The organism is Mucilaginibacter xinganensis (assembly GCF_002257585.1).
GTDB lineage: Bacteria > Bacteroidota > Bacteroidia > Sphingobacteriales > Sphingobacteriaceae > Mucilaginibacter > Mucilaginibacter xinganensis.
In genome coordinates this window covers 4,380,262-4,406,846 of the sequence record NZ_CP022743.1, presented here as the reverse complement: position 1 = coordinate 4,406,846, position 26,585 = coordinate 4,380,262, and the positions used below count along the sequence as shown (strand labels likewise).

Below are 26,585 nucleotides of genomic sequence, written 5' to 3'. Positions count from 1 at the left end.
GCTTTCAATAACAGTGGATCAAAATTATAATAACAGTCAGAACGAATTTTTATGGACTTTGTTAGCTAACCCAGCAGGTGATGCGCAGTCATATAATTATAATTTACAGCGGCTGGTTAATGATTTTCCGCAAAGCGGGATCTTACAGGCTTTGCTCGCACACTCAAGCGATGAAAAGAACCTGAAAAAAGCAGCAGCCTATTTTAATCCTAAAGCGCTTTATAAACTTATCAATGCTCCTGCATCGTTAATGGGAGTGTCTGATGAAAATATTATTTTTCCGAATGGCAAAAGGTATGCAAGCATATCCCATACCGAACCTTCGGATGTAAACCCTGCTGAAAATTATTTCAGCGACCATACCGCCACAGTAACAGAGACTGAAACAGCAGCGCCCGCTACAGATGTGCAGTTCGGTATAGCGCATGAATTTGCCCAACCCGAACCTGAAGCGCATTTGGAAACAACGGGGCATGAAATTTTAAGCAATGGGCAGATTGATTATTTGGATCAAACCAAGGTAGCCGAACAAGATTTAACGGCGTCAACTGAGAACGGGGCTCTAAATGAAAGTCTGCTTAAAGAACCATTTCCAGCAAATGCTGTAGAAACAATATACGAGGATGTAAACGGCATTGCGGGCGAAAACACCGCTGCTATACCGGGTGGACATTCTGATGTAGTAAGTGAGCATCAGCAGCCTGATGAAACACCGGCTGAAGTGTCGCTTGCTGATACGGCAGTACCTGAAACAGTGATCCCGGAAATGGAAGTTCCGCATATGGAAGATTCTCTGGCTGCACATACCACTGAAACAAAGGAAAGTGCGGCAAATGAAGTAAAGGATGACGTTGAAAATGCGGCCGCCTATACAGAGCCGATTATAAATTATGCTTTTGGAATGGGGTACAGGATGCCGCCTGACGGGGAAGCGATAGCTGGTGTTGCTGGCGAAGGTGCACCTGAAAACGTGACCGCTGAGCCTGCCGCGACTGACGAGATTCCTGAAGTTTCCTATGACTCAAATACTGAAAACCAGGTTGAAAGCAATGTTATTGAAACGCTTTCCCCGGAATCGCCAAGCCAACAGCAACGCGTATTTGCCGATCCCGTTACTGCTGAATATATTGGTTTCACGGCAGCGGCAGCTGAAGCCCGCCGGGCTGAGCAGGAAGCACCGGTATCAAAACCTGATGGGGCGGAACATTCACCGGAGGTTGCACAGGTTAGCGCTGACGAGCCAAATGATCACAGTGATAAAATCGATACAGTTGACCGTAAACATGAGTTAACAGCTGAAGCTGTTGATGAGGTAAATGGTAACTTAAGTATTGAGCCGGACATCATTAGCAATATAGCTGCCACTGATTATTTCAGGTTCGACCAGGCATTTGGCGGGCACGAGGAACAAGCGGCGGTAAATGAAACAGAGCCGGTTGTTCAGCAAATCCAGGAAGCGGTAAACTCGGAGGCGGACGACGCTGATCAGCAGGATGTAACGAAATATAACGACGAAAAACTGCCTTACAGCTTTTTGTGGTGGCTGGATAAAACGCGTAAGGAGCATGCCGGCGTGTACCAGCCCTATGTCCCTGCGGTCGACGAAAAGAAGCGTAAAGCAAAAGTAAAACCGGGTACAGACGAATTGCAGCAGCAGTATTATGAGAATATTTTTCATATAACTTCGGTTGAGGAACTGGACAAAATAACGCCGCCACCGCCACATGAAACTTCCGGATTTACCCCTAAGCTTAAAGAGCAGGTGATTATTGAACGTTTTATACAGGAAGAACCGCAAATACGGCCCCAAAGCAGTGATAAGCTTGATAATGAAAATAAAGCCAAAAAGAGTTCGGAAGACAGGGACGAACTGGTATCCGAAACATTAGCGGCTATTTATTCCGACCAGATGCTTTATCATAAGGCTATTGCCTCTTACAAAAAATTGATGTTGAGATTTCCGGAAAAAAGCCGTTACTTTGCGGAAAAGATTGAACAGTTAGAAAAGAAAACCAATTAATATAAAAAGAAATGTATTCATTATTGTTGATCATAGCGATCATTGTGTGTGTCCTTTTAGTGCTAATCGTATTAATACAGAATCCTAAAGGCGGCGGTTTATCCTCAAATTTCTCAAGTTCATCTCAGTTAATGGGCGTACAGAAAACAGGCGACTTTTTAGAAAAAGGTACCTGGATCCTGGCTATCTCTTTAATGGTTTTATCAATGGCTATTAATGTTGCCGTAAAAGGCGGCACTGAAAAGAGCGATAACCCACAATTGAAAGAGCAGATTGACAAGGCTTCAAAACCGGTAGCTGCACCATCTACAACACCAGTAACCCTGCCATCGGCACCGGCTACACAAAAAAAATAACAACAAATAACTCAACGCATATAAAAGGCTTTACTCCGGTAACTTACCGGGGTGAAGCCTTTTTAGTTTGAATGCTTACTGACATCATGGCATTAGGGTGTTAAACTATCATTAATTATAAAAATCTAGCCAGCCTTTAAAGTGACAATTGAACAGATAATATGCCAATTTTGAAGTTTGAGCTTGCTTGGCATAATTGATGATAAACACTAGCAGAACTTAAATTAATATAAAAATTAATAATTGTACAACTATGTCATTAAACATTAAACCTATCGGAGACAGGGTAGTAGTGGAAGCTGCTCCGGCCGAAGAGAAAACTGCTTCGGGAATTATAATCCCGGATACTGCAAAAGAAAAACCTCAACGCGGAACCATAGTTGCTGTAGGCGACGGTAAAGTTGATGAGCCTTTAACTGTTAAGGTTGGTGACCAGGTTTTATATGGTAAATATGCCGGTACTGAAATTACCTACGAAGGCAAAGAGTATTTAATTATGCGCGAAACTGATATTTACGCGGTATTATAAGGTTGAAAATGTTATACACGTTGTAATGGTTGGAAATTTAACAACCGCTGCAGCAAATACAACTTTTACAACTATTTAAACACTATTCAAAACAAACAAACATGTCAAAACAAGTTAAATACAATGTTGAAGCACGCGATGCTCTTAAACGCGGTGTTGATATTTTAGCTAACGCAGTTAAAGTAACATTAGGCCCCAAAGGTCGTCACGTAATTATTGATAAAAAATTCGGTTCACCTGCAATTACTAAAGATGGTGTTACCGTAGCAAAAGAAATTGAGCTTAAAGATCCTATCGAAAACATGGGTGCTCAAATGGTAAAAGAAGTTGCATCAAAAACTGCTGATATTGCAGGTGATGGTACTACTACTGCTACTGTATTAGCCCAGGCTATTGTTACTGCAGGTATTAAAAACGTTGCTGCTGGTGCAAACCCAATGGATTTGAAACGCGGTATTGATAAAGCGGTTGCCAAAGTTGTTGAAAACTTAAAAGCGCAGTCGCAAACAATTGGCGAAGACAATAACAAAATCAAACAGGTAGCTTCTATTTCGGCTAACAATGATGAAGTTATCGGTTCGTTAATTGCTGAGGCAATGGAAAAAGTTGGTAAAGACGGAGTAATTACTGTTGAAGAAGCCAAAGGAACTGAAACTGAAGTTAAAACTGTTGAAGGTATGCAGTTTGACCGCGGTTACCTTTCCCCATACTTTGTAACCAACGCTGATAAAATGGAAGTTGAGTTGGAAAACCCATACATCCTGATCTACGACAAAAAAATATCTTCAATGAAAGAGTTATTGCCGATTCTTGAAAAACAAGTTCAAACCGGCAAACCGCTTTTAATTATTGCTGAAGATTTAGATGGTGAAGCATTAGCTACATTAGTAGTTAACAAGATTCGCGGCTCACTGAAAGTTGCTGCTGTTAAAGCACCAGGCTTTGGTGATCGTCGTAAAGCAATGTTGGAAGACATCGCTATCCTTACCGGTGGTACTGTAATTTCTGAAGAAAGAGGTTACAAACTTGAAAATGCTGATCTTACTTACTTAGGTACAGCAGAAAAGATCATTGTTGATAAAGATAATACTACTGTTATCAATGGTGCAGGTAAATCAGAAGAGATCCAGTCTCGCGTAAGCCAGATCAAATCTCAGATTGAATCTACCACATCTGATTACGATAAAGAAAAACTACAGGAGCGTTTAGCTAAATTATCAGGCGGTGTTGCTGTGTTATACATAGGTGCAGCTTCTGAAGTTGAAATGAAAGAGAAGAAAGACCGAGTTGACGATGCTTTACATGCAACCCGCGCGGCTGTTGAGGAAGGTATTGTTGCAGGTGGTGGTGTTGCTTTCATCCGTGCCGTTGAATCATTGAAAGACCTTAAAGGTGCTAACGAAGACGAAAATACTGGTATCCAGATCATTCGTCGTGCTATTGAAGAGCCGTTACGCCAGATCTGCGAAAACGCAGGTATCGAAGGTTCTATCGTGGTACAGAAAGTAAAAGAAGGTACAGCAGATTTCGGTTACAATGCACGTACTGATAAATACGAAAACCTGATTGGTGCGGGTGTTATTGATCCTACTAAAGTAGGTCGTGTAGCTTTAGAGAATGCAGCTTCAATTGCAGCAATGTTGTTAACAACAGAATGTGTATTGGCTGATGATCCTGAAGATGCTCCTGCTGGTGGTCCACCGATGGGTGGCGGCGGCATGGGCGGCATGATGTAATCAATCCGTAAGCCAAAATCATGGGTAGCAGCGCAGGACGTTGAAAAACTCTCCGAAAACTGAAGACCTATGATTACATATTAAAAGAAAACCCCTGTCTGTTTTATCAGACAGGGGTTTTCTTTTATAGCACACCCGTTTGGTCACAGCAAGGTAAACGGACTGTCATTTGTTAATCAAATGATTGATTAAGTAAAAATAGGGTTACAATAAGCAGTATTTTTGTACAGAAAATCAGCGGCACAGCAAAAAGGCACAACATTTGAATGTACACTTATACCATGAAAAATTTAACAGAAAAAGCAAAGCATATTCAAATCCAAATAGTGGATTGGGTGTTTTTTAAAGGTCCGGAGCTCTTTATCACTATCTACGGTAAATAATAATTATTAATTTCGCCTTTTGTATGAGTAAGAGGCTTCAAAATTTTTACGATCAGGGATATGATTGGTTATTGATCAACGGAACGAGATTAATAATTGGGGTTATAATATTAATAATTGGTCTTAGGATCATCAGATTTCTCAGGACGCGGCTCCGCGACCGAATGAGTAGGCAGCAAGTACATTCTTCATTACAGCCATTTTTTTTAAGTCTTGTAATTACCGGTCTTTATATAGCACTTATAATCCTGGTATTTTATACTATCGGTTTTCCGCTAAGTGTTTTCAGCACTATTATCGGCTCCTTTGTTGTTGCAGCGGGTTTAGCGCTATCTGGCACGTTCCAGAATTTTGCGGGAGGAATTTTAATATTACTATTGAAACCTTTTGACCTGGACGATAGCATAGTTGCCCAGGGCCAGGAAGGGAAAGTAATATCTATACAGATCTTTTACACCGTATTGCTTACTGCTGATAATAAAACCGTTATTATCCCCAACGGTAAGCTGTTTAACGAGGTAATAGTTAACGTTACCCGGGAGGGCAAGCGCCGCCTTGATTTTGACGTGAAACTTGCCTACGCAGCTGATATTGATAAGGCCAAACAGGTAATGCTGGACGCTATTAAATCAACAAAAAACGTTTTAACAACCCCTGCAGTAAGGGTAGGCCTCATCGGGCTGGATAGCGACAGCATCAGGATCACCGTAAATGTGTGGGTAGAGCCTGCTTACTTCTTAGATGTTAAAATTGCACTGATGGAAAAAATAATTAAAGACCTGGGTGCTGCCGGCATCAATTTTCCAAAACCGGGTTAATATCAAATCTTTTGCCTTGCTTTAAGTTCCAGGTAGCGATTGATGGTATTAATGGTAAGATTTTGAGGTGTGGTTAAAATAGACTGGATGTTATACTTGGCCAGTTCCTTTACAATCAGTTTTTTGTCGTATTCAAACTTTTTGGCAATCGTTTGGATGTAGATGCCTTCAACGTCGGCCGCAGGCTGTTCACTAACCTTTTTTAACTCCGTATTTTCGAAAAAGACCACCAGCAGCAGGTGGAACTTCGCAATGCGTTTTAAGAAAGGTAGCTGCCGCTCCAGGGCCGACAAACTTTCATAATTCGTAAAAAATACCACCAAACTGCGTTGCTTGATCACATTGCGGATGGTGGCATACAGCAGTTCCATATTTGTTTCAAGGTAGCGTGTTTTTTCTTTGTATAATACCTCCAGGATCTTATTGATTTGGGTAGGGCGCCTGTCGGCAGCAACTACGGCCCCTATTTTTTCAGCTACTGTAATCAGGCCTGCTTTATCTTCTTTCAGCAATGCGATGTTTGATAAAACAAGGCTGGCGTTAATGGCATAGTCCAATAGGGTGAGTCCTTCAAAAGGCATTTTCATGGCCCTTGATTTATCAATTACACAATACACGTGCTGCGATTTCTCGTCGGTATATGAATTGGTCATCAGGTTGCCCTGGCGCGCTGTAGCTTTCCAGTTTATAGTGCGGTAATCATCGCCGGGGACATAGTTTTTTACCTGCTCAAATTCAAGGCTGTGTCCGAGCCGGCGGATCTTTTTTATCCCGATTTCTGATAAATTATTTGATATCGCCATCAGCTCATATTTGCGCATCTGCAAAAACGAAGGGTATACGGCTAATGTTTCGCCCTGGCTAAAATTATACCTGCGCCTGATGAGCCCCAATGCCGACATCACATATACCCTGATGGCCCCAAACTCGTATTCTCCGCGCCTGGTGGGCCGTAAAATGTAATTAATCAGCTTTCGTTGCTGTGGTTTTAACGTGGTTTTGAACCAGATATCTCTTTTTTGAAACTGGAATGGAATTTCGTCAATTATCCCCACGTTAATGTTAAACGGGTACCAGTTCTCCAGGTAGATACCCAGCTCATTGTCATCACTGTTACTTAAACGCTCTGGCGCGTGGCGTTTTGCAAAAATACCCTTCGAAACCTGGTACAGCATTACAACATCAGCAATAACGAGCAACAGCAACGTGAAAAACGCCAATTGGGGAATTATGCCCAGCCATGGAAAAAAGAAAGCAAACAAAAACAGCACGACGCAGCTGCCAAGCCCGGTAAAAAGGCGGTTGGTAAAAAACAGGTCTGTATAAAATAATTTAAAAACTTTTTTCACTTATAATTCTCTTAACATCAGGCAAAAGGGTCTTGAATTTCCCTTTATCTCTAACCCCTGGTTACTAATCTCTTACCTTGGAACTTCAATCTTCTGGATTATTTGTGCAATAACATCATCGGGCGTAACGCCTTCCATTTCCTTATCAGGCGTTAGCATAATCCGGTGCCTTAAAACCGGGATGGCAGCTAAAGTAATATCATCAGGCGTAACAAAATCGCGGCCTTTAATAGCTGCTAAAGCTTTGGCTGCATTTACAATTGCCAGTGACGCCCGCGGCGAACCGCCAAGGTATAACGACTTATTATTACGGCTTTCGTGAATTATCCGGGCCACATACACCAGCAGCTTTTCATCAACATGTAATCCTTTAACCTTGTTGCGAAGTTCAATAATATCCTTTGCAGATATTACCGCACTGATATGACTCAGCTGATCGGCGGTTTTTTGCTGATGTTGTTGTGTTAGTATAGCAATCTCTTCATCAAGTGACGGGTATTGAATCTCTATCTTAAATAGAAAACGGTCAAGCTGCGCTTCCGGTAAGCGATAAGTACCTTCATGCTCAACCGGGTTTTGGGTGGCCAGTACGATAAAGGGCTCATCCATTTGGTAAGCTTTACCATCAATAGTGAGCTGGCGTTCCTCCATCACTTCGAAGAGGGCCGATTGTGTTTTTGCCGGGGCACGGTTAATTTCATCTATAAGGATGATGTTGCCGAAAATAGGACCGTGCTTAAACTCAAATTCGGTAGTTTTGGGATTAAAAACAGATGTACCTAAAATATCTGAAGGCATCAGGTCCGGCGTAAACTGAATCCTTGAATATTTGGCATCAATTGATTTTGCAATAAGTTTGGCAGTTAATGTTTTGGCCACGCCCGGTACACCTTCAATCAATATATGTCCGTCAGCAAGAATGCCGGCAATTATAAGGTCGATACTTGCTTGCTGGCCCACAATTATTTTAGAGAGCGTGGCTTTTATTTGCTCAACGGCGGTGCTCAGCTTGCTAAGGTCAGTTCTTTGTTCAAATATTTCGTCTTCCATAATTACCTGGCTTGTTTATAAAATTTCTCTATTAGTTTATTTAATTCAATCAGTTCGCGGTCGTTCACTTTTTCCTGTACGGTTATATATTTCAAATAATTTACCAGTTCGTTAGCAAACATAGGCTCGAGGCCGAGTTTATTGGTGATCTTTTCTTTAAATTTTTCATGGGCTATAGCGGTCTTTATTTGGTGTTCATCACGCAGCCATGTTAAAAGGTACAGGATTTTTTTCTGTGCAATGTCGGCATTGTCGCGTTGCTCGTAATACACGTGGCCCACAACCGTCACAAAATCTAATGTAGCATTACTGAGCGGTTCAATTACAGGAATAATGCGCTGCCTGCGTTTAATTTCATAAAGCACAAATACCAAAAGGCTGAACAATGCTATATAATAAGCCCATTGTAAAGTCGGGATGCTTAAAAACAGGCGCATAGGCGTGTCGTCGCCTCTGTCGCCCTGTGTATAATATTCGTCCAAAATTATTTGCCTGGTGCCTTTTATAAAGGATAAAGCAGTTGCAGCATAAAGGGCACCGTCGGGCTTTAGCAGGCTATAATTGCTGAACAATTTGGGGTTGGCACACAGATATAAATTACCCTTACCAAATACATATTTAATAAAATTGGCTTTATGGTCTGCATTTTCGCTTAAAACAACTGCATGCAGGGTGTCAAACTTTGAAAAGTAGGAAGTAGCTACATCTTTATCAATGCTCAATGGTTTATGCGCCTCCAGGTTGGGGCTGAGGTACCTGACCTGCTGCCTTTTTGAAACCAGGTTATAAAAGGTTTTAGTTTCGATGCTCAGTTTTTTTTCAAATAGTTTGCCAAAATATTCAGCCGATATAAAAACGTCATTACCTTCTTTTAAATATTTTATCAGCTGTGAATAGTCGGGCTGCGAAAAGTCAACGCCGGGACAGATAATCAGGTAGCTCGCTTGTTTAATTGAATCTTCGGCAATTACGTTGTAAACAGGCTGCCGGTAAGTACTGATGCGCGCCCCCGGAAAAATATCGTTCAGCCTGTTGGCCAATATATAGGTTCCGTAGGGGATCTTATCCTTGCTGCTTAGCGTTTCCGTCCAGTCAACTGCCTTGGGCTGATTAACTTTGGCAACTAGGTAAATGATCAATAAAATAGTACCAATAATCAGGTAAATTTTCAGGCTTCTCATGGCAGTTGTTTTTTAAAGTTCTGAAAAAGTAGGTCGATGCTGGCAAATGCCTGTTTGTTGATTGCAAAGTTGCCGTACCAAACATATTCAAACTGCCGGGTAAGTAAGCCAAATACCTGTTTTTGCTGAGGATCAGTTAACTCGTAAAGATAAGTCGTGTTGGTTTTGTCAATTTGCCATTGTATTAATTTTTTATCATTGAGCTGTTTTAAGCATCTTAAATAAAGCAACCTTACAGCAAGCCTGTAATTATTTTGTGCAATGGCTTTTTCAATATCAGCGTCAAAATTTATTTCGTGAATATTTTCAAGCGATTCGCTATAAGATAAATTAGCCTTTGCCGCGTCGCCCCGCCAACCGCGCGAAAGATCAATTCCCAGGGATTTAAATATTACATACACCAAAAAGGCCGCCGAAATACCTAATACCAGGTACTCAAGGAACTGGCCGCCAAACGGAATACGGTTAAACAGCCGGGTTATTGCATCCCAAAGCCACCGCCAAAACAGGGCCCATAACGAAGGTTTGCCTACGCCTTCTCCTTTATAGTCAAAGTCTTTGTCTGCGCTTAATTTATCTAAAGCTTTAGTATCAAATTTCTTAACTGTAACTTTTGAACTATCAGGCAGTATTTTTAACGGGATTTTTTTAGGCGCCGCAAAAGAGATGCCCCATAAGGACAGCACAAAAAACAGGGTGCAAAAAACAACGGGTAACCTTAACATACATTAATACTCCTCAATGGGTAAATTCAGGTTATTGTCAACGCTTTTACCAAAGTTTTCAATACGTTCAATCAAACTCATACCATCCTTTTCTTCGGCAAGACTAAAATAGCAAAGGCATACAGCAATTGAAGGAATAGTATAGGCCAGCATTAATATATTACGTAATGCACTGAAAAATATAATCAGCGGGATAGTAAAACTCTTAAGCGACAGAAATTTGCCCCCCGCTGAAATAATAGTTATAGGCACGCTTGCGAATGAACCTGCAACCCCCACTATTAGTGACGTTATGAAAATAACACCAAATACCTGCCACCAATTTTCTTTAATAAGCCTGAAACTTTGGTTAAAAGCATAACGGAACGATGTGTTTTCGATAACGATAATTGGAACAATAAGCGAGAGTACAGGCATAAGGTAAAATCCGGGTATCAGACACAGGATAAAACCAACCATAAACAGTAAAATTATCAATATACTGCTTCCCAGCACTCTCCAAAAATAAAATCTGAAGTATCCCCATACTTCGGCAATGGTTGGTTGCACTTTGTTTTTCTGAAGATAAACAGAAATGTAACAAACGGTAACCAAGTGGATGCCGGCCTGGGCTAACAATAAAGATAGTGCACTTAAAAATGCACTGAGCAGGTAAGCTATGTTAGTGCTTTGAAAATCATCAGGTTTACTACTGTACATGCTGGTCATTTTCAAATAGGTAAAGGCAGTTGTAATGGTCCCCAGCACTAAGAAAAAGCCGCATATTAAAAAAAGCGATGAAAATAACGGTTTATAGTTTTGTTTTAAAAAGGTAAAGCTATCGTTTATACTTTGGCCAAAATCCCGCGAGCGTCTTAATTCAATAGGTTGTTTCATTAACAAGTAAGTTATTGTGATTTAGTTTCCGGTTAAGGTTTGCTGGATATAAAATTACATACCAGATAATAAAGGTAAGGGAGCAAGTAAGAATTAAAAGGCTTTGCCAAACCGGCATTTCCGTATGGCGTGTTACAAACCCTTCAAAAAATGCTGCCGTAATAAATATAGGGATTATGCCAATGGCTATTTTTAACCCGTCTTTCGCACCGTTCTTTAACGATATTATCCTTTTATAAGTTTTAGGAAAAAGCAGGCTGTTGCCTAATATCAAGCCCGCGCCACCGGCAATTATGATGGCGGATATTTCGAGCGTGCCGTGCAGCCATATTACCAATATGGATTGCCACCCTAATCCTTTGCTAAAGAAATAATATTGGAATGATCCCATCATAACCCCGTTTTGCATCAACTGGTAAACGCTGCCTACTGACAAAAAAATACCCATTACAAAAGTGTAAAGCTCCACCTTAATATTGTTGAGGGCTATCATTACGAACATCAAAAATGATCCGCCTTGCTTATAAACCCCAAACGGATCGCCTTTTGCAATATTTTGGTTCGTCATGTTCACATAATCATCACCCATTATAAGCCGCACAAAAGTATTATCATACCGGGCAGACAATGCCCCCATAAGGCTGAAAACGGTAAAAAATAAAAAAGAATAGAGGAGCGGCTTGCGGTGTTTATAAAACACCAGGGGTAACTCATATTTCCAGAAGGTTATAAATCGACTGGTTTTTTCTTTTTTATTTTTATAAATGGACTGATGAAAAGCAGCTGCAAGACCGTTCAAATATTTTGTGGTATTTGATTTAGGATAAAAGGTTTTGGCGTAAGCCAGGTCGTCGGTTATGCTGATAAACGATGCTGCAAGCTCGTCAGGGCTTATCGACTTCGCGTTTTCGTAATCTTTCCACTTTTGCGTGTTTTGTTTTATAAACAAGGCTTCGCGCATTTCTATGCTGTAATTTTTGTTTAAAGTAATTACAAATTTTTAAACTACAGCCAATTTATAAATAACAAATTTATATTTGTTACAAGATGGAAACAATTACAGTACATACCGCTCAGAATATTGACATAGACTATGAAGTTGGCGGCTTAGGCGAACGGATTTTAGGTTTGCTGATAGACTATGCGATTTTTATTCCCTTTACAATTTTGGGCGCTATTTCTTCATCGTACATTGGTAGCGGTGCCGGAGTTTACTTTATTGTTTTAGGAGTGATATTTGTGTTTTACGACCTGCTTTGTGAAACTTTTTTTAACGGGCAAAGCTTTGGCAAACGGGTAATGAAGATAAGGGTGATCAGCCTGGACGGTGCCAGGCCCAAATTTAGCCAGTATTTACTGCGCTGGTTGTTCAGGTTAGTGGATTTTGGTATCACCGGTGGCCTGGCCGCACTTATTACAGCAGCATTGAGCGAAAACGGGCAGCGCATAGGCGATATGGTTGCCGGAACGGTACTGGTACGGACCGTGCCCCGTACAAAAATGGACAACCTGGTTTTTAAAAATGTTGACAGTGGCTATGAACCCGTGTTTGCCCAGGCAGGCCAGCTAAGTGATAATGACATTAGCTTAATTCATGAGGTGATCCAGAATTTCTTCAAAACCGGTAATAGCACCATTGTTTATACACTTGCCGAAAAAGTGAAGGCGCATTTGGCGGTAACTGTTCCGGCTCAAATGAATAACCTGTTGTTTTTGCAAACGGTCGTAAAAGACTATAGCCACCTCACCGCTCAGGCAGATGCGCTATAATGACCGTACAAATTCCAGATTTTGATTCCATAGCTTACCAGTATTATGCTGCCGACGAGTATAAAAAGAGTTTTTTTTACAATGTTCTTTGAGTTGTCCAGTCCGCAGAATTTGTCGGCTATGCCGTAAAGAAAAAATAGTAACAAGGGTATAGCGGCTGGATATAACATGATGCTTTTTTGAAAGTTACCCTGCATCAGCGCAATTAATGAACGCTGGAAGCCGCAGCCGGGACAATCAATCCCTGTTAGATATTTAAATGGACAGGGCAGTAAATGATTTTGCAGCCACTTAGTAAAAACTAACCGGCTGCAAAATATTTGTATAGCAGTTAAGTTTTGCAACATTAAGCCTGCGGCGATGGAGGATTGCCAAAGGGATCTTTATAATCTGATGTGTTAAACGGATTTGTTGGTGACATCAAACCACCGGCTTCCTTTGCAGATGGCCCCAAATACTTATAACTTCCAAATCCAAGTACAGGAATAAAAACATACGGGAGCAATACCAATCCGACGGTAAATCCCTCACTCTGTCCAAAACTTTTACTCAATAAGTTTAGCGCCCAAATTGCAAAGATAAAGCTGGTACAGGGGAATAATATTAAGAAGATCCACCATATTGGTTTTCCAACTATTTCAAGAATAATAATAGTGTTATAAATCGGTATCAGCGCTGCCCACCCGGGTTTACCAGCTTTTTCAAAGGTCTTCCACATACCTATGGCTGTAATTACATAGACAATTAAAATAGGAATTAAAAAAGCAAGAAAGAATGCTGCAAACATAGCGGATGGACCCGCGTCAGAACCATAATTTTCCATTGTGTTTTTTGGTTTAAAGTTTAAGAATGATTTAGTTACCTAAATATGAAAAAAAATAATTGAAAACCAATTAAATTGAAAATTTATAATGACCTTCTGTTGTTGTAAGTTTGCAGGTAATGGTAAGGGAGCAAATTTCAGTATTCGATATTTTTAAAATAGGGATAGGGCCCTCAAGTTCACATACACTTGGCCCGTGGCGGGCAGCACAGCAGTTTGTGCAGTCGCTTGAGCAAAAGGATGTATTGCAGCTGGTTGAGCAGGTGAAGATTTTACTTTACGGATCATTGGCTAAAACAGGCCATGGCCACGGCACCGATATAGCCATTTTGTTAGGTTTAAGCGGCGATGACCCCGTTACTTTTGAGGTTGATCAGGTTGGGCCTAAAACAGAGCATATCAAAAATTCGCGATTGCTTAGTCTCGCAGGAAAAAAAATCATTGAGTTTGACTTTAATGGAGATCTGCTGTTTTTGTATAATGAAAGCTTGCCTTTTCACCCCAATGCCGTAACGTTTCAGGCGTTTTTAAGTAATGGAAATGCTATATCTGAAACCTATTATTCTATAGGTGGGGGGTTTGTGGTTAAGGATGGGGCCGAAGGGCTGCAAAAAGCAGAGGTTGATTTGCCTTTTCCAATTGATACTGCCAATAATTTGCTGCACTGGTGCATGAAAACCGGGCTTAAGATCTCTGAAGTAGTGATGGAGAATGAGCTGGCCTGGCGCAGCGAACAGGAAACCTTGCAGGGTTTATACCTTATTTTTAAGGAATTGAAGGAGTGTATTTACCGGGGATGCCATACTCGGGGCACCCTGCCGGGCGGGCTAAATGTTGCCCGGCGTGCGGCCAGCCTTAATAAGCGGCTTATTGGCAATCATACCTATAATAATTTTGATGAATGGATACTGGCCATCAGGGCTACGGGCAATAGCTTTCAAAATACGCTGGATTGGGTGAGCTGCTTTGCGTTGGCGGTTAACGAAGAGAATGCCTCTTTCGGGCGGGTTGTTACAGCGCCTACCAACGGAGCAGCAGGTGTTATACCTGCGGTTTTGGCATACTATATTGTTTTTTGTGATGGCTATAAAAATGAACGCATAGTTCAGTTTTTACTTACGGCGTCTGAGGTAGGCAGTATATTTAAAAAAGGGGCCACCATATCGGCGGCTATGGGCGGCTGCCAGGCTGAGATCGGCGTTTCATCGGCAATGGCTGCCGCGGCGCTTACAGAATGTTTGGGCGGTACGCAACGGCAGGTATTAATGGCTGCGGAGATAGCGATGGAACATCATCTGGGCCTAACCTGCGACCCAATTGGCGGACTGGTGCAGGTTCCCTGCATTGAGCGTAATACAATGGGCGCTATTAAGGCCATCACGGCATCGCAACTGGCACTGCAAACCAACCCGGACAACGCGAAGGTAAGCCTTGATGCCGTGGTTAGAACCATGTGGCAAACTGCGCTGGATATGAATTCAAAATACAAGGAAACCTCAGATGGCGGACTGGCTATCAATATCCCCATTAGTTTGCCGGAGTGTTAATTGGGGGGAACCCTCCCTAAATTCAGGTGTTATACTTACGAATACTGATTTTATATGCGAAAATAGGCTTAGCGTCTTGTTATCCTAAATCTAATGTGCTAAATTAGTGGTCATTATGACAAACGACCGCCGCGTATTCCTCAAACAAGCAGCAACCCTTGCCGGTGCTTTTTCTGTAAATAGTCTTTTTAACCAGGCGCATGCCGCCGAATGGCAAAAGGCTTCACAAAAAATCAACCACCTTACCCCGGCGCAAGCCGCGCAGGATGAGGATTACTGGAGTGTTATTCAACGGTCGTTTACCGTAAATCCAAGTATTATCAACCTTAATAACGGAGGTGTTTCGCCTTCGCCGCTGGTTGTACAGCAGGCCGTGGAGCGCTATAACCAGCTGGCCAACGAAGGGCCTTCGTATTTTATGTGGCGCATTCTTGACCAGGGGCGCGAGCCGCTCCGCGAGAAACTTGCCGGCTTAGCCGGCGTAAACCCCGAAGAAATTGCTATCAACCGTAACGCCACTGAGGCATTAAATACCATTATATTAGGTTTAGACTTGAAGAAGGGTGATGAAGTTGTGGGCACCAAGTTTGATTACCCTCACATGGTACAGGCGTATAAGCAGCGGGCTATGCGTGATGGCATAGTTTACACCCAGGTGAGCCTTAATTTACCTTCTGAAAATGATGACGAGCTGGTTAAGGCTTATGAAAGTGCCATTACCTCAAAAACTAAACTACTGCACATTACTCACGTAATAAATTGGGTTGGGCAAATAATGCCTGTGAGAAAAATCTGCGATATGGCGCACGCCAAAGGTATTGAGGTTATAGTTGACGGGGCACATTCCTTCGGTCTGCTTGATTTTAAGATCCCGGACCTTGGCTGTGATTATTTTGGTACCAGCCTGCATAAGTTTCTTTCGGCACCCATAGGCAGCGGGATGATGTGGATTAAAAAGGAAAAGATAGAGAAAGTATGGCCGTTGCCCAGCAGCGGCGAACCGCATAGTAAGGACATCAGAAAGTTTGAAGAACTGGGTACCCGCAGTTTCCCGATAGAGCAGGGGATAGGAGAGGCTATCAATTTTCATGAGGGAATTGGCAGCAAAAGAAAAGAAGAGCGCATCCGCTATCTTAAAAACTACTGGGCCTCAAAGGTACAGCAGATCCCTAAAGTTAAACTGTACACCTCATTAAACCCGAAATACTCCTGCGCCATTTGTGGGGTCGGTATTGATGGTATGACACCTGCTGAATTAGATACGGCGCTGTTCAATAATTATAAAATCCATATCGTGGGGATAAATATTGAAAACATCAGTTGCGTACGCGTTACGCCGCATGTTTATACCTCCCTGCACGATCTTGACAAATTTGTGAAGGCAATTGAAGAGATTGCAGCAAAAGGTAAAACCAGTGGAAGTAAATGAATGTAATGTACAGCAAGCTGTTCCATTTTTTTGGGTAAAGAACATAGACGCCTCGCTGAATTTCTATATCGGCGGGCTTGGCTTTGAACTTAAAAACAAATGGGAGCCAAGCGGACGTATTGAATGGTGCTGGCTGCAGTTGGGCAAAGCTTCAATAATGCTGCAGCAACATTTGAATGAAGGCCCCAATGCAGTTATTTTTCTTGATAATAAAAAGGGTGTCGGCATTTCCATTAATTTTACTTGTAAGGATGCTATCAAATTGTATCACAAATTTCAGGAAAATGGTGTTGAAGTAAGCGAACCCATGGTGGGTAATGGCTTATGGGAGATATTGGTTACCGACCCGGATGGATACCGCTTGTTTTTTGAAAGTGAAACAAATGTGCCCGAAGAAACCAAATATTCTGATTGGTTAAATAGTGAAGCTTCAAAAAAATAGAAGAGTGCGCTGTTTATTTCTCCCCCAGCCTTGCTTTTACGGAAGGTTCCAGCGCTTGTACCCATTGCAAATACATTTTACCTGAAGGGTGCAGGCCGTCCGGTGCAATCAACGAAAGGTCCGCAGCTGCCAGCCTTGAGATGGCTGTTATATCTATATAATTCTTTACGTGTGCTTTAGCAGTTTCTTCGCGGTTAATGGCATTAAACTGGTCAATATCCGGGCCTATTATACTGTCTCTGCCGCCGGCAAAAGGCGTAACACCCCAATCGGGTATAGAAAGCACAAAAACCCTGCTGCTATCTCCTTTTGCAAACTTGATTGCTGTTTGCAAAACCTGTGCAAATTTTGTGCGGTAATTGTCTTTACTCTGATTCTGGTACTGATCATTAACCCCAATAAGCAGCGTAACAAAGTCGTACTGTTTATCTTTAAAGGTGCTGCGGGAAATTGCGTTTATCAAGTCATCGGTGGTCCAGCCCGTAATAGCAATAATGTCGGGCGGCTGCACATCAAGCATAAATGAATTTAACAAGTTGACAAGCTGGTAGGGGAATGATTCTGCCTGTGGCACAGACTGGCCAATGGTATATGAATCGCCCAGGGCAAGATAGGTGGCAGGAGTTGTCATAGGTTTTGTTGTTGTGGTATCAATTGCAGCAACCGGGGCTGAAACTGCTGCTTTTTTGGTGCAGCCCGCCAGTGTGGTTATCGCAATCAAAATTATTTGTAATACTTTCATAACATCATCTCCATATTGAACAATACGGAAATATGATGTGTTAAGATTTCTTTTACTTCATTAATATCTACCTCACGCCCCAATTCGCGCTGCATACTGGTAACGTCTTTATCATCTATGCCGCAGGGTACTATGTTTTTAAAATAATCGAGGTTGGGATTTACATTAAAAGCCAGGCCATGCATGGTTACCCAGCGGCTGCAACGAACGCCCAAAGCGCAGATTTTTCGTGCGCGCTCATTGTCAGCATCAAACCAAACACCGGTGTAACCCGGGTGCCGGCCCGCGGTTAAGCTATAATCAGCAAGGGTTAATATAACGGCCTCTTCAAGGGTGCGCAGGTATAAATGGATGTCGGTAAAAAAGTTATCCAGGTCAAGAATAGGGTATGATACTATTTGTCCAGGTCCGTGATAGGTGATGTCGCCGCCGCGGTTAATAGGATAATAAACCGCGTTTTTATCTTTTAATCCCTGTTCGTCCAACAGCAAATGTTCGGGTTTCCCACTTTTACCTAAGGTGTAAACGTGCGGATGTTCGCAAAAAACCAGGTAGTTCGGCGTAATTATTTCTTCCTCGTCATCAACGCCTGCTGCTACTTCACGGTTGCGGATCTGAATTTTAAGATTAACCGTTTCAGCAAACAGGGATTCCTGTTTATCCCAGGCTTCTTTATAGTCAATCAGCCCCCAGTCCTTAAAAATTACCTGTTTGTTTTTCATTAAAGTAATTGTTTTATCCCTTTACGTAGCCAACCATATAATCCTGGTATTGCAGGTAGCCTACCGTGTAGTTAATATCAGTTTCGCCCTTCAGCAGGCGGGCATCCACCCAGCCATGGCCTTCAAAATTAAATGGCTCCAGCAGAATATTATCAGCAAATGATACTTCTTTTTGGCCAAAGCACTTGTAAACGGCTTCCTTTGCGCACCAGCAAACATATAGCTGGTTAATCTTGTCGGCGTTATTAATAAATTCAAGCTCTTCCTTTCGCATAAACTTGTGGGCTATGCGCTCAACTTTCTGCTTAATCTGTTCTATATCAATCCCAACGGGCGCTTTGCTGATCATTACTGCTGCATAATCAAAGGAGTGGCTTAAAGAGATATGGTATGGAAGGTTTACGAGGTAAGGTTTTCCATGTGCGTCAACCTTGCAGTCAATATACTCTTCAGTGCGCAGCATTTTACGCAGCAGTACACGTGTACCTAACCAATGCAGGTTACGTTTGCCAACTTTGAGGCCTTCATAGTGGGCCTGTTCCTGTTCGTCTAAACGCAGCTGGCTATACAGTTCATCAGCTTCCTCCTCAATCTTCCAGAGTGCAAATTCCGTATCGTCATCAACCTGCTGTTGGTATGCTATAGCCATAAAAGTAAAATTGCAAAAAGCATGGCAAACTTATATCAAATAACACTAAATTGTGTTTCTTTTTGTTAATAATACAACCAATTTAAATAAAATTACGTGATGCTAACCGAAAAACTTACACCTGCACAGGTTGAGCAATATAACCGTGACGGCTATGTGGTGATCAAAAATTTTTGCACCGCCGCCGAAATTGAAAAATTGTACCACACCGCACTGGATGACAATGCGATGCGTAACAACGCGCTTGACCTTAATGACCAAACCGGCAAAAAGACCCGCCTGTCTTTATGGTTCACGCCCGGTAATGACGTTTTTGGCTATTTAACGCGGAGCGCAAGAATGGTAAGTATGGTAAAGCAGCTGCTTGGCGATAAAGCGCCGGTATGCCACTTTCATTCAAAACTTATGCAAAAGGAGCCAAAAATAGGCGGTGCATGGGAGTGGCACCAGGACTATGGCTACTGGTATAAAAACCAGTTTATGTTTCCTGATGAACTGATCAGCATAATGGTTGCATTAACAGAAGCCAATAAACAAAACGGCTGCCTGCAGGTTATCAAAGGCTCGCACAAATTAGGACGGGTTAATCATGGTTTTGCTGGTGAGCAGGTAGGTGCCGATATGGAAATGGTAAATAACGCCCTGAAAACAATGGAGCTGGTATATGTTGAACTTGAACCCGGCGATGCGCTGGTTTTTCACAGCAATTTGCTTCACCGGTCAGAAGCTAACCTGTCTGACAGGCCGCGCTGGTCAGTTATTTCCTGTTATAACCTGCAATCGAACCTGGCTTATAACGAAACGTCAACTTCTTATAAAGTTCCGGTTAATGTAGTGCCTGACGAGGCCATATTGCAATGGGAACCGGAATCATTATCAAACGCCGATTTTTTAAAAAAAGAGAACGATCCTGCTTTGAAAGAAACAGGATGGGAAAGTGTTTGATTTGAAGATGCATTGATTTGAAAATTTGAAAATGCCTTGATAGTTTGCGAATAAAGCATGAATTTAGGGCTTTTAACCATTATAACAACTACAACCTTTACAACCATAACTAACCAAAAATTATGAACATAGCCATGCTCGGTTCGGGTTTTATTGCCCGTTTTTATGCAGACTCATTAGTAGCACAACGCGGAAAAGATACTTTGATAAGTGTTTACTCCCGCAATATTGATAAGGCAAAAAAATTTGCTGACGATTATAAACTCTCGTTTTTTAGCGATGATATGGACGAAGTTTGCGGTCGGGCCGATGTGGACGTGGTGATCATTTCACTGCCAAACAACCTGCATGAAGCTGCCGTGGCTGCCTGTGCCAAAGCTAAAAAACATGTGCTTTGCACAAAGCCGCTTGGCCGCACCGCTGCCGAGGCTAAACGAATGCTTGACCTGGTGGAAGAAGCCGGTATTATGGGCGGTTACCTTGAAGACCTTTGTTATACACCTAAGTTTTTAAAGTCGATGAAGTCGGTTAAGGATGGCAGTATAGGTAAGGTGTTATGGGCAAAATCGCGCGAGGCGCACCCCGGCCCGCATAGCGATTGGTTTTGGGATAACGAACAATCAGGCGGCGGTGCAATGGTGGATCTGGGATGCCATTGTATTGAAATAGCGCGTAATTTTATTGGTAAAGAGATCAGGCCGGTTGAGGTAATGTGCTGGACGGCAACGCAGGTACATCCCATAAAAGCGGAAGACAGTGCCATTGGCCTGATAAAATATGCCAATGGATCAATGGGGCAATTTGAAGTAAGCTGGTGTTTTAGGGGCGGCATGGACCTGCGCGATGAGGTGATGGGCACAGAGGGCACCATTTGGCTCAATAGTTTTTTGCGCACCGGTTTCGAGATGTTTAGTACCGGCAAAGGCGGATATGTTGCTGAAAAGGCCGAAAGTAACAGCGGCTGGTTGTTCCCCGTGGGCGATGAGGTGCATGAGCTGGGTTACACCAACATGTTTACTGATATGTTTAACGCCATTGAAAACAAAACGGAACCTCTTGAGACATTTTATGATGGTTATATAGTGAACGCCATAATTGATGCTGCATACCAATCAGCAAAAACCGGCCGCTGGGAAGCTGTGCAAATTGAAGGCTGGCGTGGCAGTACCGATGCAGACAGCGGCCCGGCAACAACATCGTACGATGAAAATTATTTCCTGATCAAGAAAGAGATCCTGCCCTCAGGCGAGCATAAACTGATATTAAAGCATAAGGTAACCGGCGAAGTATTGGTGAGGGAAATTACTGCCGGTTGAGGGTGCCACTCCCCGCATTAAAGGCTCCCGGATTTTTTGTCCGGGAGCCTTTGCATATTTAAAAATAGCGTAAAAACCGAATTTACTTTCCACATCTCTCCAAAACAATTGTTGGTAACATAACATTGCCATGCCCGGCAATTAGTTATAATTTAGCCCCTCTTTTACAGGGTATCATGATATTATCGGACAAACGGATTTTAGAGGAAATAGAACAGGGGCAAATTATTATTGAGCCCTTCAGGCGCGAATGCCTGGGAACAAACTCTTATGATGTGCACCTCGGTAAATACCTGGCTACCTACCGCGACCGGGTGTTGGATGCAAAGCTCCATAACGAGATCACCTACTTTGAGATCCCGAAGGATGGCTTTGTTTTACAACCCAATACCTTATACTTGGGTGTAACGGTTGAATATACCGAAACCCATAGCCACGTGCCTTTTCTGGAAGGCAAATCAAGCACCGGCCGTTTAGGGATTGATATCCACGCCACGGCGGGCAAAGGTGATGTTGGCTTTTGCAATACCTGGACGCTGGAGATCTCCTGTACCCAGCCGGTAAAGGTTTATCCCGGTATGCCTATTGGCCAACTGATCTATTTTGTTGTAGAGGGCGAGATCGAAATTCTTTATAATACCAAAGGGAATGCCAAATACAACACGCCATCCACCAGGCCGGTAGAGAGCATGATGTGGAAGAACCAGTTTTAAGCAACTGTGAGTGACCAGGCCGCAATAAAATCAAAAAGTAAGATTCTGAATGCTTTTATTGTAACATAATTAATACTGTTGATTATGGAGTTGTTTTTTGCGCTAAGAGATATATCTTTAAGGCAATAAAAACATATTCAACCTGGCCTTATGTTAACACACAGCAGATCTCACATCTCTGATCTTACGTTCAAAAAATCAACACCATATTTATTGGGTTACCCGGGCTTTGCAGGCAGCAATAATAAGCCGGAATTTAACCTGTTGATGATCAAATCATCCGGTACGAAAAGGACAGTGGTACCCGCTGATCCAATATGGCTGCATAACGGTTCCCGCTGCCTTAATTATACCCGCTCCCCGGTTTAAAATGCATGCTTTAATAAGTACATAGAAGATACTTCTCGCGAAAGTAAAGGAGCATGCCCTTTAAAAATACATGCAAGCCTAACGCCGGGGGCGCAGATCCGGTAAAATTAATCAATTCTTAATCATTTTATTTTATGTCAAAATTTAACAAGCTCAGCAGAACTGAGATGAGAAATGTAACAGGTGGGGACCAGAATCCAAATTGCCATATAGTTTGTTGGGGGGTGGGAGGTATCATTGATCAGTTTTATACAGCAAGCTGTATTCCCGACCCTGTGGAGCAATGTCATGCAATTTACAAGGATTATGCTACTACCAGTGCGACATGTAGCTGCAATCCCCCTGCATAAGTAGATGGCTGTCAAACCCAACTAGTACCAGGTTGGGTTTGATTAATTAATAAATATAAAACTAACTTAGATTTTCTTATGTTAAAAGCTGTTTTAACTGTAATTATTTTGTTGCCCTTAGCTGTAATTGGCCAGATAACTATAAAAGGGCGTATAGTTGGTTCACTGACTACCAGGCCGATAGCGGATGCAAGCGTATTTTTAAGTAATGCGACCAATGGTGATAAAACCGGAAATGATGGCGTTTTTACATTAAAAAATGTTAAGCCAGGCAAGTATGAACTGGTAATTTCTCACGTCAGTTTTGACACCTACAAACAAACGATAACTGTAGAAAATAGCGATATAAATTTGCCGGATATTACGCTATATCCAAGAGCAATATCTTTAAATGAAGTAAAAATAAAGCCCAATACAGATCCGGACTGGAAAAGAAACTACGAATGGTTTAAGGATGAATTTTTAGGAAAATCAACCCTTGCTAAGAATTGTAAGATACTGAACCCCGAAATGCTTGAACTGGCCTATGATGAGAAGAATGGTATTCTGACGGCTTCGTCGGCAGATTTCCTGATAATTGATAATAAAGCACTTGGTTACCGTTTAAAATATCTGTTATCAAACTTTGTGCTAAACAATTATGACGAGGCCAATAAAAGCTTTTCTTATGCCGGGTCTGTATTTTTTGAACGGCTTAAAGGAACAGCTTATGACGAAAAAGAATGGGCAGCAACACGCCAGGACATTTACGAAGGTTCACAGATGCAATTTTTACGCGCGGCTTTAAATAACAGGATAGAACAAGACGGTTTCAGGGTGTATCGGTTGGCTGTTACAAAAAATCCGCAGCGTCCGTCGGACAGTGTGCTCAATGAAAATATAAGGGTTTATACTTTGTTGAAAAACGATAAGGGCGCCAACAATTATAAGGATTCGCTTAATTACTGGATAAAAAAAAGGCGCCTGCCGGCCGTTATTTCACAAAAGCTTTTAACAACTCCGTTAACAAAAGCGGAGCTTTTCAAACAAAGCAGGCAACACGGCCTGTTTGAATTTACCTCAGGCGGTACCGACGAGTTATTTATAAGCTATAATAAATATCATCACTTCAGTACCGCGGCAATTAGCCATCTTTCAGATAACGACAATACATACGCAACACTTGTAAGCTTTAATGAGCCCGTGGCATTCTTTGATAGTAACGGTTCGGTTACTAATCCGCGTGGTTTAACTTACGAAGGTGTGTGGAGCAGGAACCGGGTTGCAGCGCTGCTGCCCGTGGATTATGAGCCGACGGAAACAACTGCACCCGAAGCAGACAGCACGCTTATTAAAAACATCAATACTAAATTAGATAACTACACGGCGAGCCATATAACCGAAAAAGCCTACCTGCATTTTGATAAGCCGTATTATGCTGCCGGTGATACCATTTATTTTAAGGCCTACGTGACAAGTGGCAATAAACACGAACCATCAACCCAAAGTGGAGTATTGTACGCAGATCTGGTTGGTCCGGATAATAAAATCAGCAATTCCATACAGCTGCAATTGAAGCAGGGCAGTGCGTCGGGCGACTTTGCCCTGGCTGACACTTTGACTAATGGCAGCTACAGGGTAAGAGCTTACACCAAACTAATGCGGAATGAAGCGGTATATTATGATCAGAGTGTGGCAATAGGCTCAATTAACCGATTGCCTGAAAGCGGCAGCATAAAAAAGGACCTGAAAAACACCAACCCCGATACCCGGTTTCTTCCCGAGGGTGGCAGTTTGGTAACGGGAGTGAAATCAAAAATAGCATTTAAAGCAATTGCAACCAACGGGTCAGGAATTGAAGTAAAAGGAACAGTACTAGATAATGACGACAAGGAAATAGTTGATTTTACATCCACTCATTTGGGAATGGGATATTTTTACCTGACCCCGGCAACAGGTAAAACGTACAGGGCCAGGTTAACTTATACAAATGGAAAACAAGATATTGCTGAACTTCCGCGCTCTACCGATAATGGGATCTGTATGGAGATAACCGGCGAAAACAGGTCGCTCAATATGAAGGTAAGCTGTAGTAAGTTATATTATCAAAACAACAAAGATAAATTATTTACACTAATCACCTATTCGGGCGGCTCGCCATTTAGCCTTAGTTTTAAACTGGATAAACAGGAAATTGTACAAACCCTTTCAAAAAAGGACCTGCGTATGGGAATTGCAAGAAGTACCTTGTTTTCGGCCAATGGAGAACCCCTTTGCGAACGCCTGCTCTTTGTTCAAAACGATGACCTATTGAAAATTAATATTAACAGCGACAGAACAGTTTATAACAAAAGGCAAAAAGCGAGTATTCAGCTTAAGATAAATAATGGTGGCGAACCTGCTGCGGGAAGTTATTCTGTTTCTGTAACCGATGAGGATAAGGTAAAAACTGATGAAGCAGCAGAACCAACAATCATAAATTATCTTTTGTTAACCGCTGAACTAAAAGGATACATAGAGCAACCCAACTACTATTTTACTAATATCAGTGATAAAACAGTGGAAGACCTTGACCTGGTAATGCTAACGCATGGCTACCGCAGCTTTGAATGGAAAAAGATATTAGAAAGTAGCGCTGGTAATGTAAAACAATTGACTTACCTGCCGGAAAAAGGGTTGGAGATAGCGGGATACGTCAAATCAAAAGGAAAAGCTGTGCCAAACGCCAGTGTAAAGCTGTTTACAAAAGGGAACAACGGAATTATACTGGATACTACCGCTAATGAGAATGGCAGGTTTGTATTTGATAAACTGAGCTTTGGTGATACCACAAAATTCGTTCTGCAGGCAAGGGCCGCGAAAGGTGGAAAAGAAGTAGATATAGAGGTGGACAAACAAGTTGAAGTACCAAAAGTAGAAGCTATGGTTACATTTGGTGGGCAAAAAGAGGAAAATAACATTGTTGCTTATGTGCAAAGTAGCAAGCAATTTTACGAAGAACAAAAGAAGTACGGTATCAACCAGCAGCCATTAATACTAAAAGAAGTACTAATAAAAGATAGAAAAAAGATAGAAAAACATGTTGCTCATTCTGATAATTTAAACGGTAATGGGGCTGCTGACCAAATTATAACTGCAAAGGAGTTAGAAGATTTGCCATGCAGCAGATTAATAGATTGTTTGCAGGCTAAACTTTTAGGAATTGTATTTTCAGATGGGATGCTTTTTGTGAAGCGTCTGCAAAATACTGACCCTACAAAAACCAGCCTATATAATATACCAATGTTAATTATAGTAGATGGGACAGTAGTTGATTACAATATTTTTAATTCTCTTAATTCAAATGATATTGAGGGTATTGAGGTGTTAATGGGACCGCATTTTGCCGCAATTTATGGCAGTCAGGCCGCAGGTGGAGCTTTAATCATCACCACAAAGCGAGGCAGAAAAACCAATAACTATTACCGCTACGCGCCCGGTGTAGTAACCTTTATGCCCAAAGGCTTTTATAAAGCGCGCGAGTTTTACTCGCCGCAATATGATAACCCCAAAACCAACCAAAAAATAACCGACCTGCGCAGCACCATTTACTGGAACCCTAATATAATAACAGACAAAGATGGCAAAGCCTCCTTCAGCTATTTTAATGCGGATGGTAAAGGAACTTACCGTGTAGTTATTGAAGGGATTGACGCTGATGGTAATTTGGGCAGGCAGGTGTACAGATATAAGGTAGAGTAGGCGTTAGAGAAAATATACCGCTAAT

Annotated in this window: 24 protein-coding genes; 13 read left to right on the top strand and 11 right to left on the bottom strand. The window is 42.0% G+C overall.

The features are described from left to right. The first annotated feature begins 13 nt into the window (after positions 1 to 13). From MuYL_RS19285 to MuYL_RS19265, 5 genes are all read left to right on the top strand, one after another. Positions 14 to 2,020 carry a hypothetical protein gene (locus MuYL_RS19285; protein WP_094572111.1) on the top strand — a complete coding sequence of 669 codons (2,007 nt, stop codon included), beginning with the start codon at positions 14 to 16 and terminating at the stop codon, positions 2,018 to 2,020. Between the two features lie 11 nt (positions 2,021 to 2,031). Then, a complete protein-coding gene (gene secG / locus MuYL_RS19280) occupies positions 2,032 to 2,376 on the top strand; it encodes a preprotein translocase subunit SecG (protein WP_094572110.1) in 345 nt (114 codons plus the stop codon). A gap of 253 nt (positions 2,377 to 2,629) precedes the next feature. Continuing rightward, the gene (locus MuYL_RS19275) at positions 2,630 to 2,905 is read left to right on the top strand and encodes a co-chaperone GroES (RefSeq protein WP_094572109.1); all 276 of its coding nucleotides are present in this window, start codon (positions 2,630 to 2,632) and stop codon (positions 2,903 to 2,905) included. A 101-nt stretch (positions 2,906 to 3,006) separates the two neighbouring features. Continuing rightward, positions 3,007 to 4,641: a chaperonin GroEL gene (gene groL, locus MuYL_RS19270; protein WP_094572108.1), complete on the top strand. Its 1,635-nt coding sequence runs from the start codon at positions 3,007 to 3,009 to the stop codon at positions 4,639 to 4,641. Between the two features lie 547 nt (positions 4,642 to 5,188). Further along, positions 5,189 to 5,842, top strand: a complete 654-nt coding sequence (locus MuYL_RS19265) for a mechanosensitive ion channel family protein (protein WP_245845626.1) — start codon at positions 5,189 to 5,191, stop codon at positions 5,840 to 5,842. A 2-nt stretch (positions 5,843 to 5,844) separates the two neighbouring features. Here the strand turns inward: MuYL_RS19265 and MuYL_RS19260 are convergent, their stop codons facing one another. The 6 genes from MuYL_RS19260 to MuYL_RS19235 all read right to left on the bottom strand — a co-directional run bounded on the left by MuYL_RS19260 (position 5,845) and on the right by MuYL_RS19235 (position 11,984). Next, positions 5,845 to 7,191 carry a DUF58 domain-containing protein gene (locus tag MuYL_RS19260; RefSeq protein ID WP_094572106.1) on the bottom strand — a complete coding sequence of 449 codons (1,347 nt, stop codon included), beginning with the start codon at positions 7,189 to 7,191 and terminating at the stop codon, positions 5,845 to 5,847. A 72-nt stretch (positions 7,192 to 7,263) separates the two neighbouring features. Further along, positions 7,264 to 8,241, bottom strand: a complete 978-nt coding sequence (locus tag MuYL_RS19255; protein ID WP_094572105.1) for an AAA family ATPase — start codon at positions 8,239 to 8,241, stop codon at positions 7,264 to 7,266. Between the two features lie 2 nt (positions 8,242 to 8,243). Beyond that, on the bottom strand, positions 8,244 to 9,422 hold the full coding sequence (locus MuYL_RS19250) for a DUF4350 domain-containing protein (protein WP_094572104.1): 1,179 nt from the start codon (positions 9,420 to 9,422) through the stop codon (positions 8,244 to 8,246). After that, complete coding sequence (locus MuYL_RS19245; protein WP_094572103.1) at positions 9,419 to 10,147, bottom strand: DUF4129 domain-containing protein; 729 nt, start codon at positions 10,145 to 10,147, stop codon at positions 9,419 to 9,421. The genes MuYL_RS19250 and MuYL_RS19245 overlap by 4 nt, the downstream gene beginning before the upstream one ends. A 3-nt stretch (positions 10,148 to 10,150) precedes the next feature. Beyond that, positions 10,151 to 11,023, bottom strand: coding sequence for a hypothetical protein (locus MuYL_RS19240; RefSeq protein ID WP_094572102.1), 873 nt, complete (start codon positions 11,021 to 11,023; stop codon positions 10,151 to 10,153). Continuing rightward, positions 11,007 to 11,984, bottom strand: a complete 978-nt coding sequence (locus MuYL_RS19235; protein WP_094572101.1) for a stage II sporulation protein M — start codon at positions 11,982 to 11,984, stop codon at positions 11,007 to 11,009. Before MuYL_RS19235 ends, MuYL_RS19240 begins: the two co-directional genes overlap by 17 nt. A gap of 86 nt (positions 11,985 to 12,070) precedes the next feature. On the opposite strand from MuYL_RS19235, the gene MuYL_RS19230 reads away from it, so the two are divergent. Continuing rightward, positions 12,071 to 12,793 carry an RDD family protein gene (locus tag MuYL_RS19230; protein ID WP_094572100.1) on the top strand — a complete coding sequence of 241 codons (723 nt, stop codon included), beginning with the start codon at positions 12,071 to 12,073 and terminating at the stop codon, positions 12,791 to 12,793. On the opposite strand, the gene MuYL_RS19225 is transcribed toward MuYL_RS19230, so the two are convergent. Together MuYL_RS19225 and MuYL_RS19220 are read right to left on the bottom strand one after the other, a co-directional pair. Next, positions 12,775 to 13,140, bottom strand: coding sequence for a DUF2752 domain-containing protein (locus MuYL_RS19225; protein WP_094572099.1), 366 nt, complete (start codon positions 13,138 to 13,140; stop codon positions 12,775 to 12,777). The genes MuYL_RS19230 and MuYL_RS19225 overlap by 19 nt on opposite strands. Beyond that, complete coding sequence (locus tag MuYL_RS19220) at positions 13,140 to 13,616, bottom strand: DUF5684 domain-containing protein (RefSeq protein ID WP_094572098.1); 477 nt, start codon at positions 13,614 to 13,616, stop codon at positions 13,140 to 13,142. Before MuYL_RS19220 ends, MuYL_RS19225 begins: the two co-directional genes overlap by 1 nt. Positions 13,617 to 13,735: 119 nt before the next feature. On the opposite strand from MuYL_RS19220, the gene MuYL_RS19215 reads away from it, so the two are divergent. The 3 genes from MuYL_RS19215 to MuYL_RS19205 all read left to right on the top strand — a co-directional run bounded on the left by MuYL_RS19215 (position 13,736) and on the right by MuYL_RS19205 (position 17,034). Next, a complete protein-coding gene (locus MuYL_RS19215; RefSeq protein WP_094572097.1) occupies positions 13,736 to 15,163 on the top strand; it encodes an L-serine ammonia-lyase in 1,428 nt (475 codons plus the stop codon). A gap of 115 nt (positions 15,164 to 15,278) precedes the next feature. Continuing rightward, a complete protein-coding gene (locus tag MuYL_RS19210) occupies positions 15,279 to 16,592 on the top strand; it encodes an aminotransferase class V-fold PLP-dependent enzyme (protein ID WP_094572096.1) in 1,314 nt (437 codons plus the stop codon). After that, positions 16,579 to 17,034 (top strand): VOC family protein, encoded by a 456-nt coding sequence (locus MuYL_RS19205; RefSeq protein WP_094573032.1) that lies wholly within the window; start codon positions 16,579 to 16,581, stop codon positions 17,032 to 17,034. Before MuYL_RS19210 ends, MuYL_RS19205 begins: the two co-directional genes overlap by 14 nt. A gap of 13 nt (positions 17,035 to 17,047) precedes the next feature. On the opposite strand, the gene MuYL_RS19200 is transcribed toward MuYL_RS19205, so the two are convergent. From MuYL_RS19200 to MuYL_RS19190, 3 genes are read right to left on the bottom strand one after another with little or no spacing between them, the layout of a single operon-like run. Then, entirely contained in the window at positions 17,048 to 17,776 is a 729-nt protein-coding gene (locus MuYL_RS19200; protein ID WP_094572095.1) for an SGNH/GDSL hydrolase family protein, read from the bottom strand. Further along, positions 17,773 to 18,498: a lipoyl(octanoyl) transferase LipB gene (lipB, locus tag MuYL_RS19195; protein WP_094572094.1), complete on the bottom strand. Its 726-nt coding sequence runs from the start codon at positions 18,496 to 18,498 to the stop codon at positions 17,773 to 17,775. The genes MuYL_RS19200 and lipB overlap by 4 nt, the downstream gene beginning before the upstream one ends. A gap of 13 nt (positions 18,499 to 18,511) precedes the next feature. Then, a complete protein-coding gene (locus MuYL_RS19190) occupies positions 18,512 to 19,147 on the bottom strand; it encodes a 4'-phosphopantetheinyl transferase family protein (protein ID WP_094572093.1) in 636 nt (211 codons plus the stop codon). Between the two features lie 99 nt (positions 19,148 to 19,246). Between MuYL_RS19190 and MuYL_RS19185 the strand changes: the two genes are divergently transcribed. The 4 genes from MuYL_RS19185 (at position 19,247) to MuYL_RS19165 (ending at position 26,560) form a co-directional block, all read left to right on the top strand. Beyond that, positions 19,247 to 20,092: a phytanoyl-CoA dioxygenase family protein gene (locus MuYL_RS19185; protein ID WP_094572092.1), complete on the top strand. Its 846-nt coding sequence runs from the start codon at positions 19,247 to 19,249 to the stop codon at positions 20,090 to 20,092. 122 nt (positions 20,093 to 20,214) lie between these two features. Next, positions 20,215 to 21,408 carry a Gfo/Idh/MocA family protein gene (locus MuYL_RS19180; protein ID WP_094572091.1) on the top strand — a complete coding sequence of 398 codons (1,194 nt, stop codon included), beginning with the start codon at positions 20,215 to 20,217 and terminating at the stop codon, positions 21,406 to 21,408. 176 nt (positions 21,409 to 21,584) lie between these two features. Continuing rightward, a complete protein-coding gene (dcd, locus tag MuYL_RS19175) occupies positions 21,585 to 22,121 on the top strand; it encodes a dCTP deaminase (protein WP_094572090.1) in 537 nt (178 codons plus the stop codon). A 797-nt stretch (positions 22,122 to 22,918) separates the two neighbouring features. Beyond that, complete coding sequence (locus tag MuYL_RS19165) at positions 22,919 to 26,560, top strand: carboxypeptidase regulatory-like domain-containing protein (RefSeq protein WP_094572088.1); 3,642 nt, start codon at positions 22,919 to 22,921, stop codon at positions 26,558 to 26,560. Positions 26,561 to 26,585 lie beyond the last annotated feature (25 nt).

Coding starts and splice junctions, on each gene's coding strand:
- secG (WP_094572110.1), top strand. CDS start 2,032: ATGTATTCATTATTGTTGATCATAGCGATCATTGTGTGTGTCCTTTTA.
- MuYL_RS19275 (WP_094572109.1), top strand. CDS start 2,630: ATGTCATTAAACATTAAACCTATCGGAGACAGGGTAGTAGTGGAAGCT.
- groL (WP_094572108.1), top strand. CDS start 3,007: ATGTCAAAACAAGTTAAATACAATGTTGAAGCACGCGATGCTCTTAAA.
- MuYL_RS19265 (WP_245845626.1), top strand. CDS start 5,189: ATGAGTAGGCAGCAAGTACATTCTTCATTACAGCCATTTTTTTTAAGT.
- MuYL_RS19255 (WP_094572105.1), bottom strand. CDS start 8,241: ATGGAAGACGAAATATTTGAACAAAGAACTGACCTTAGCAAGCTGAGC.
- MuYL_RS19250 (WP_094572104.1), bottom strand. CDS start 9,422: ATGAGAAGCCTGAAAATTTACCTGATTATTGGTACTATTTTATTGATC.
- MuYL_RS19245 (WP_094572103.1), bottom strand. CDS start 10,147: ATGTTAAGGTTACCCGTTGTTTTTTGCACCCTGTTTTTTGTGCTGTCC.
- MuYL_RS19240 (WP_094572102.1), bottom strand. CDS start 11,023: ATGAAACAACCTATTGAATTAAGACGCTCGCGGGATTTTGGCCAAAGT.
- MuYL_RS19235 (WP_094572101.1), bottom strand. CDS start 11,984: ATGCGCGAAGCCTTGTTTATAAAACAAAACACGCAAAAGTGGAAAGAT.
- MuYL_RS19230 (WP_094572100.1), top strand. CDS start 12,071: ATGGAAACAATTACAGTACATACCGCTCAGAATATTGACATAGACTAT.
- MuYL_RS19225 (WP_094572099.1), bottom strand. CDS start 13,140: ATGTTGCAAAACTTAACTGCTATACAAATATTTTGCAGCCGGTTAGTT.
- MuYL_RS19220 (WP_094572098.1), bottom strand. CDS start 13,616: ATGGAAAATTATGGTTCTGACGCGGGTCCATCCGCTATGTTTGCAGCA.
- MuYL_RS19215 (WP_094572097.1), top strand. CDS start 13,736: ATGGTAAGGGAGCAAATTTCAGTATTCGATATTTTTAAAATAGGGATA.
- MuYL_RS19210 (WP_094572096.1), top strand. CDS start 15,279: ATGACAAACGACCGCCGCGTATTCCTCAAACAAGCAGCAACCCTTGCC.
- MuYL_RS19200 (WP_094572095.1), bottom strand. CDS start 17,776: ATGAAAGTATTACAAATAATTTTGATTGCGATAACCACACTGGCGGGC.
- lipB (WP_094572094.1), bottom strand. CDS start 18,498: ATGAAAAACAAACAGGTAATTTTTAAGGACTGGGGGCTGATTGACTAT.
- MuYL_RS19190 (WP_094572093.1), bottom strand. CDS start 19,147: ATGGCTATAGCATACCAACAGCAGGTTGATGACGATACGGAATTTGCA.
- MuYL_RS19185 (WP_094572092.1), top strand. CDS start 19,247: ATGCTAACCGAAAAACTTACACCTGCACAGGTTGAGCAATATAACCGT.
- MuYL_RS19180 (WP_094572091.1), top strand. CDS start 20,215: ATGAACATAGCCATGCTCGGTTCGGGTTTTATTGCCCGTTTTTATGCA.
- dcd (WP_094572090.1), top strand. CDS start 21,585: ATGATATTATCGGACAAACGGATTTTAGAGGAAATAGAACAGGGGCAA.
- MuYL_RS19165 (WP_094572088.1), top strand. CDS start 22,919: ATGTTAAAAGCTGTTTTAACTGTAATTATTTTGTTGCCCTTAGCTGTA.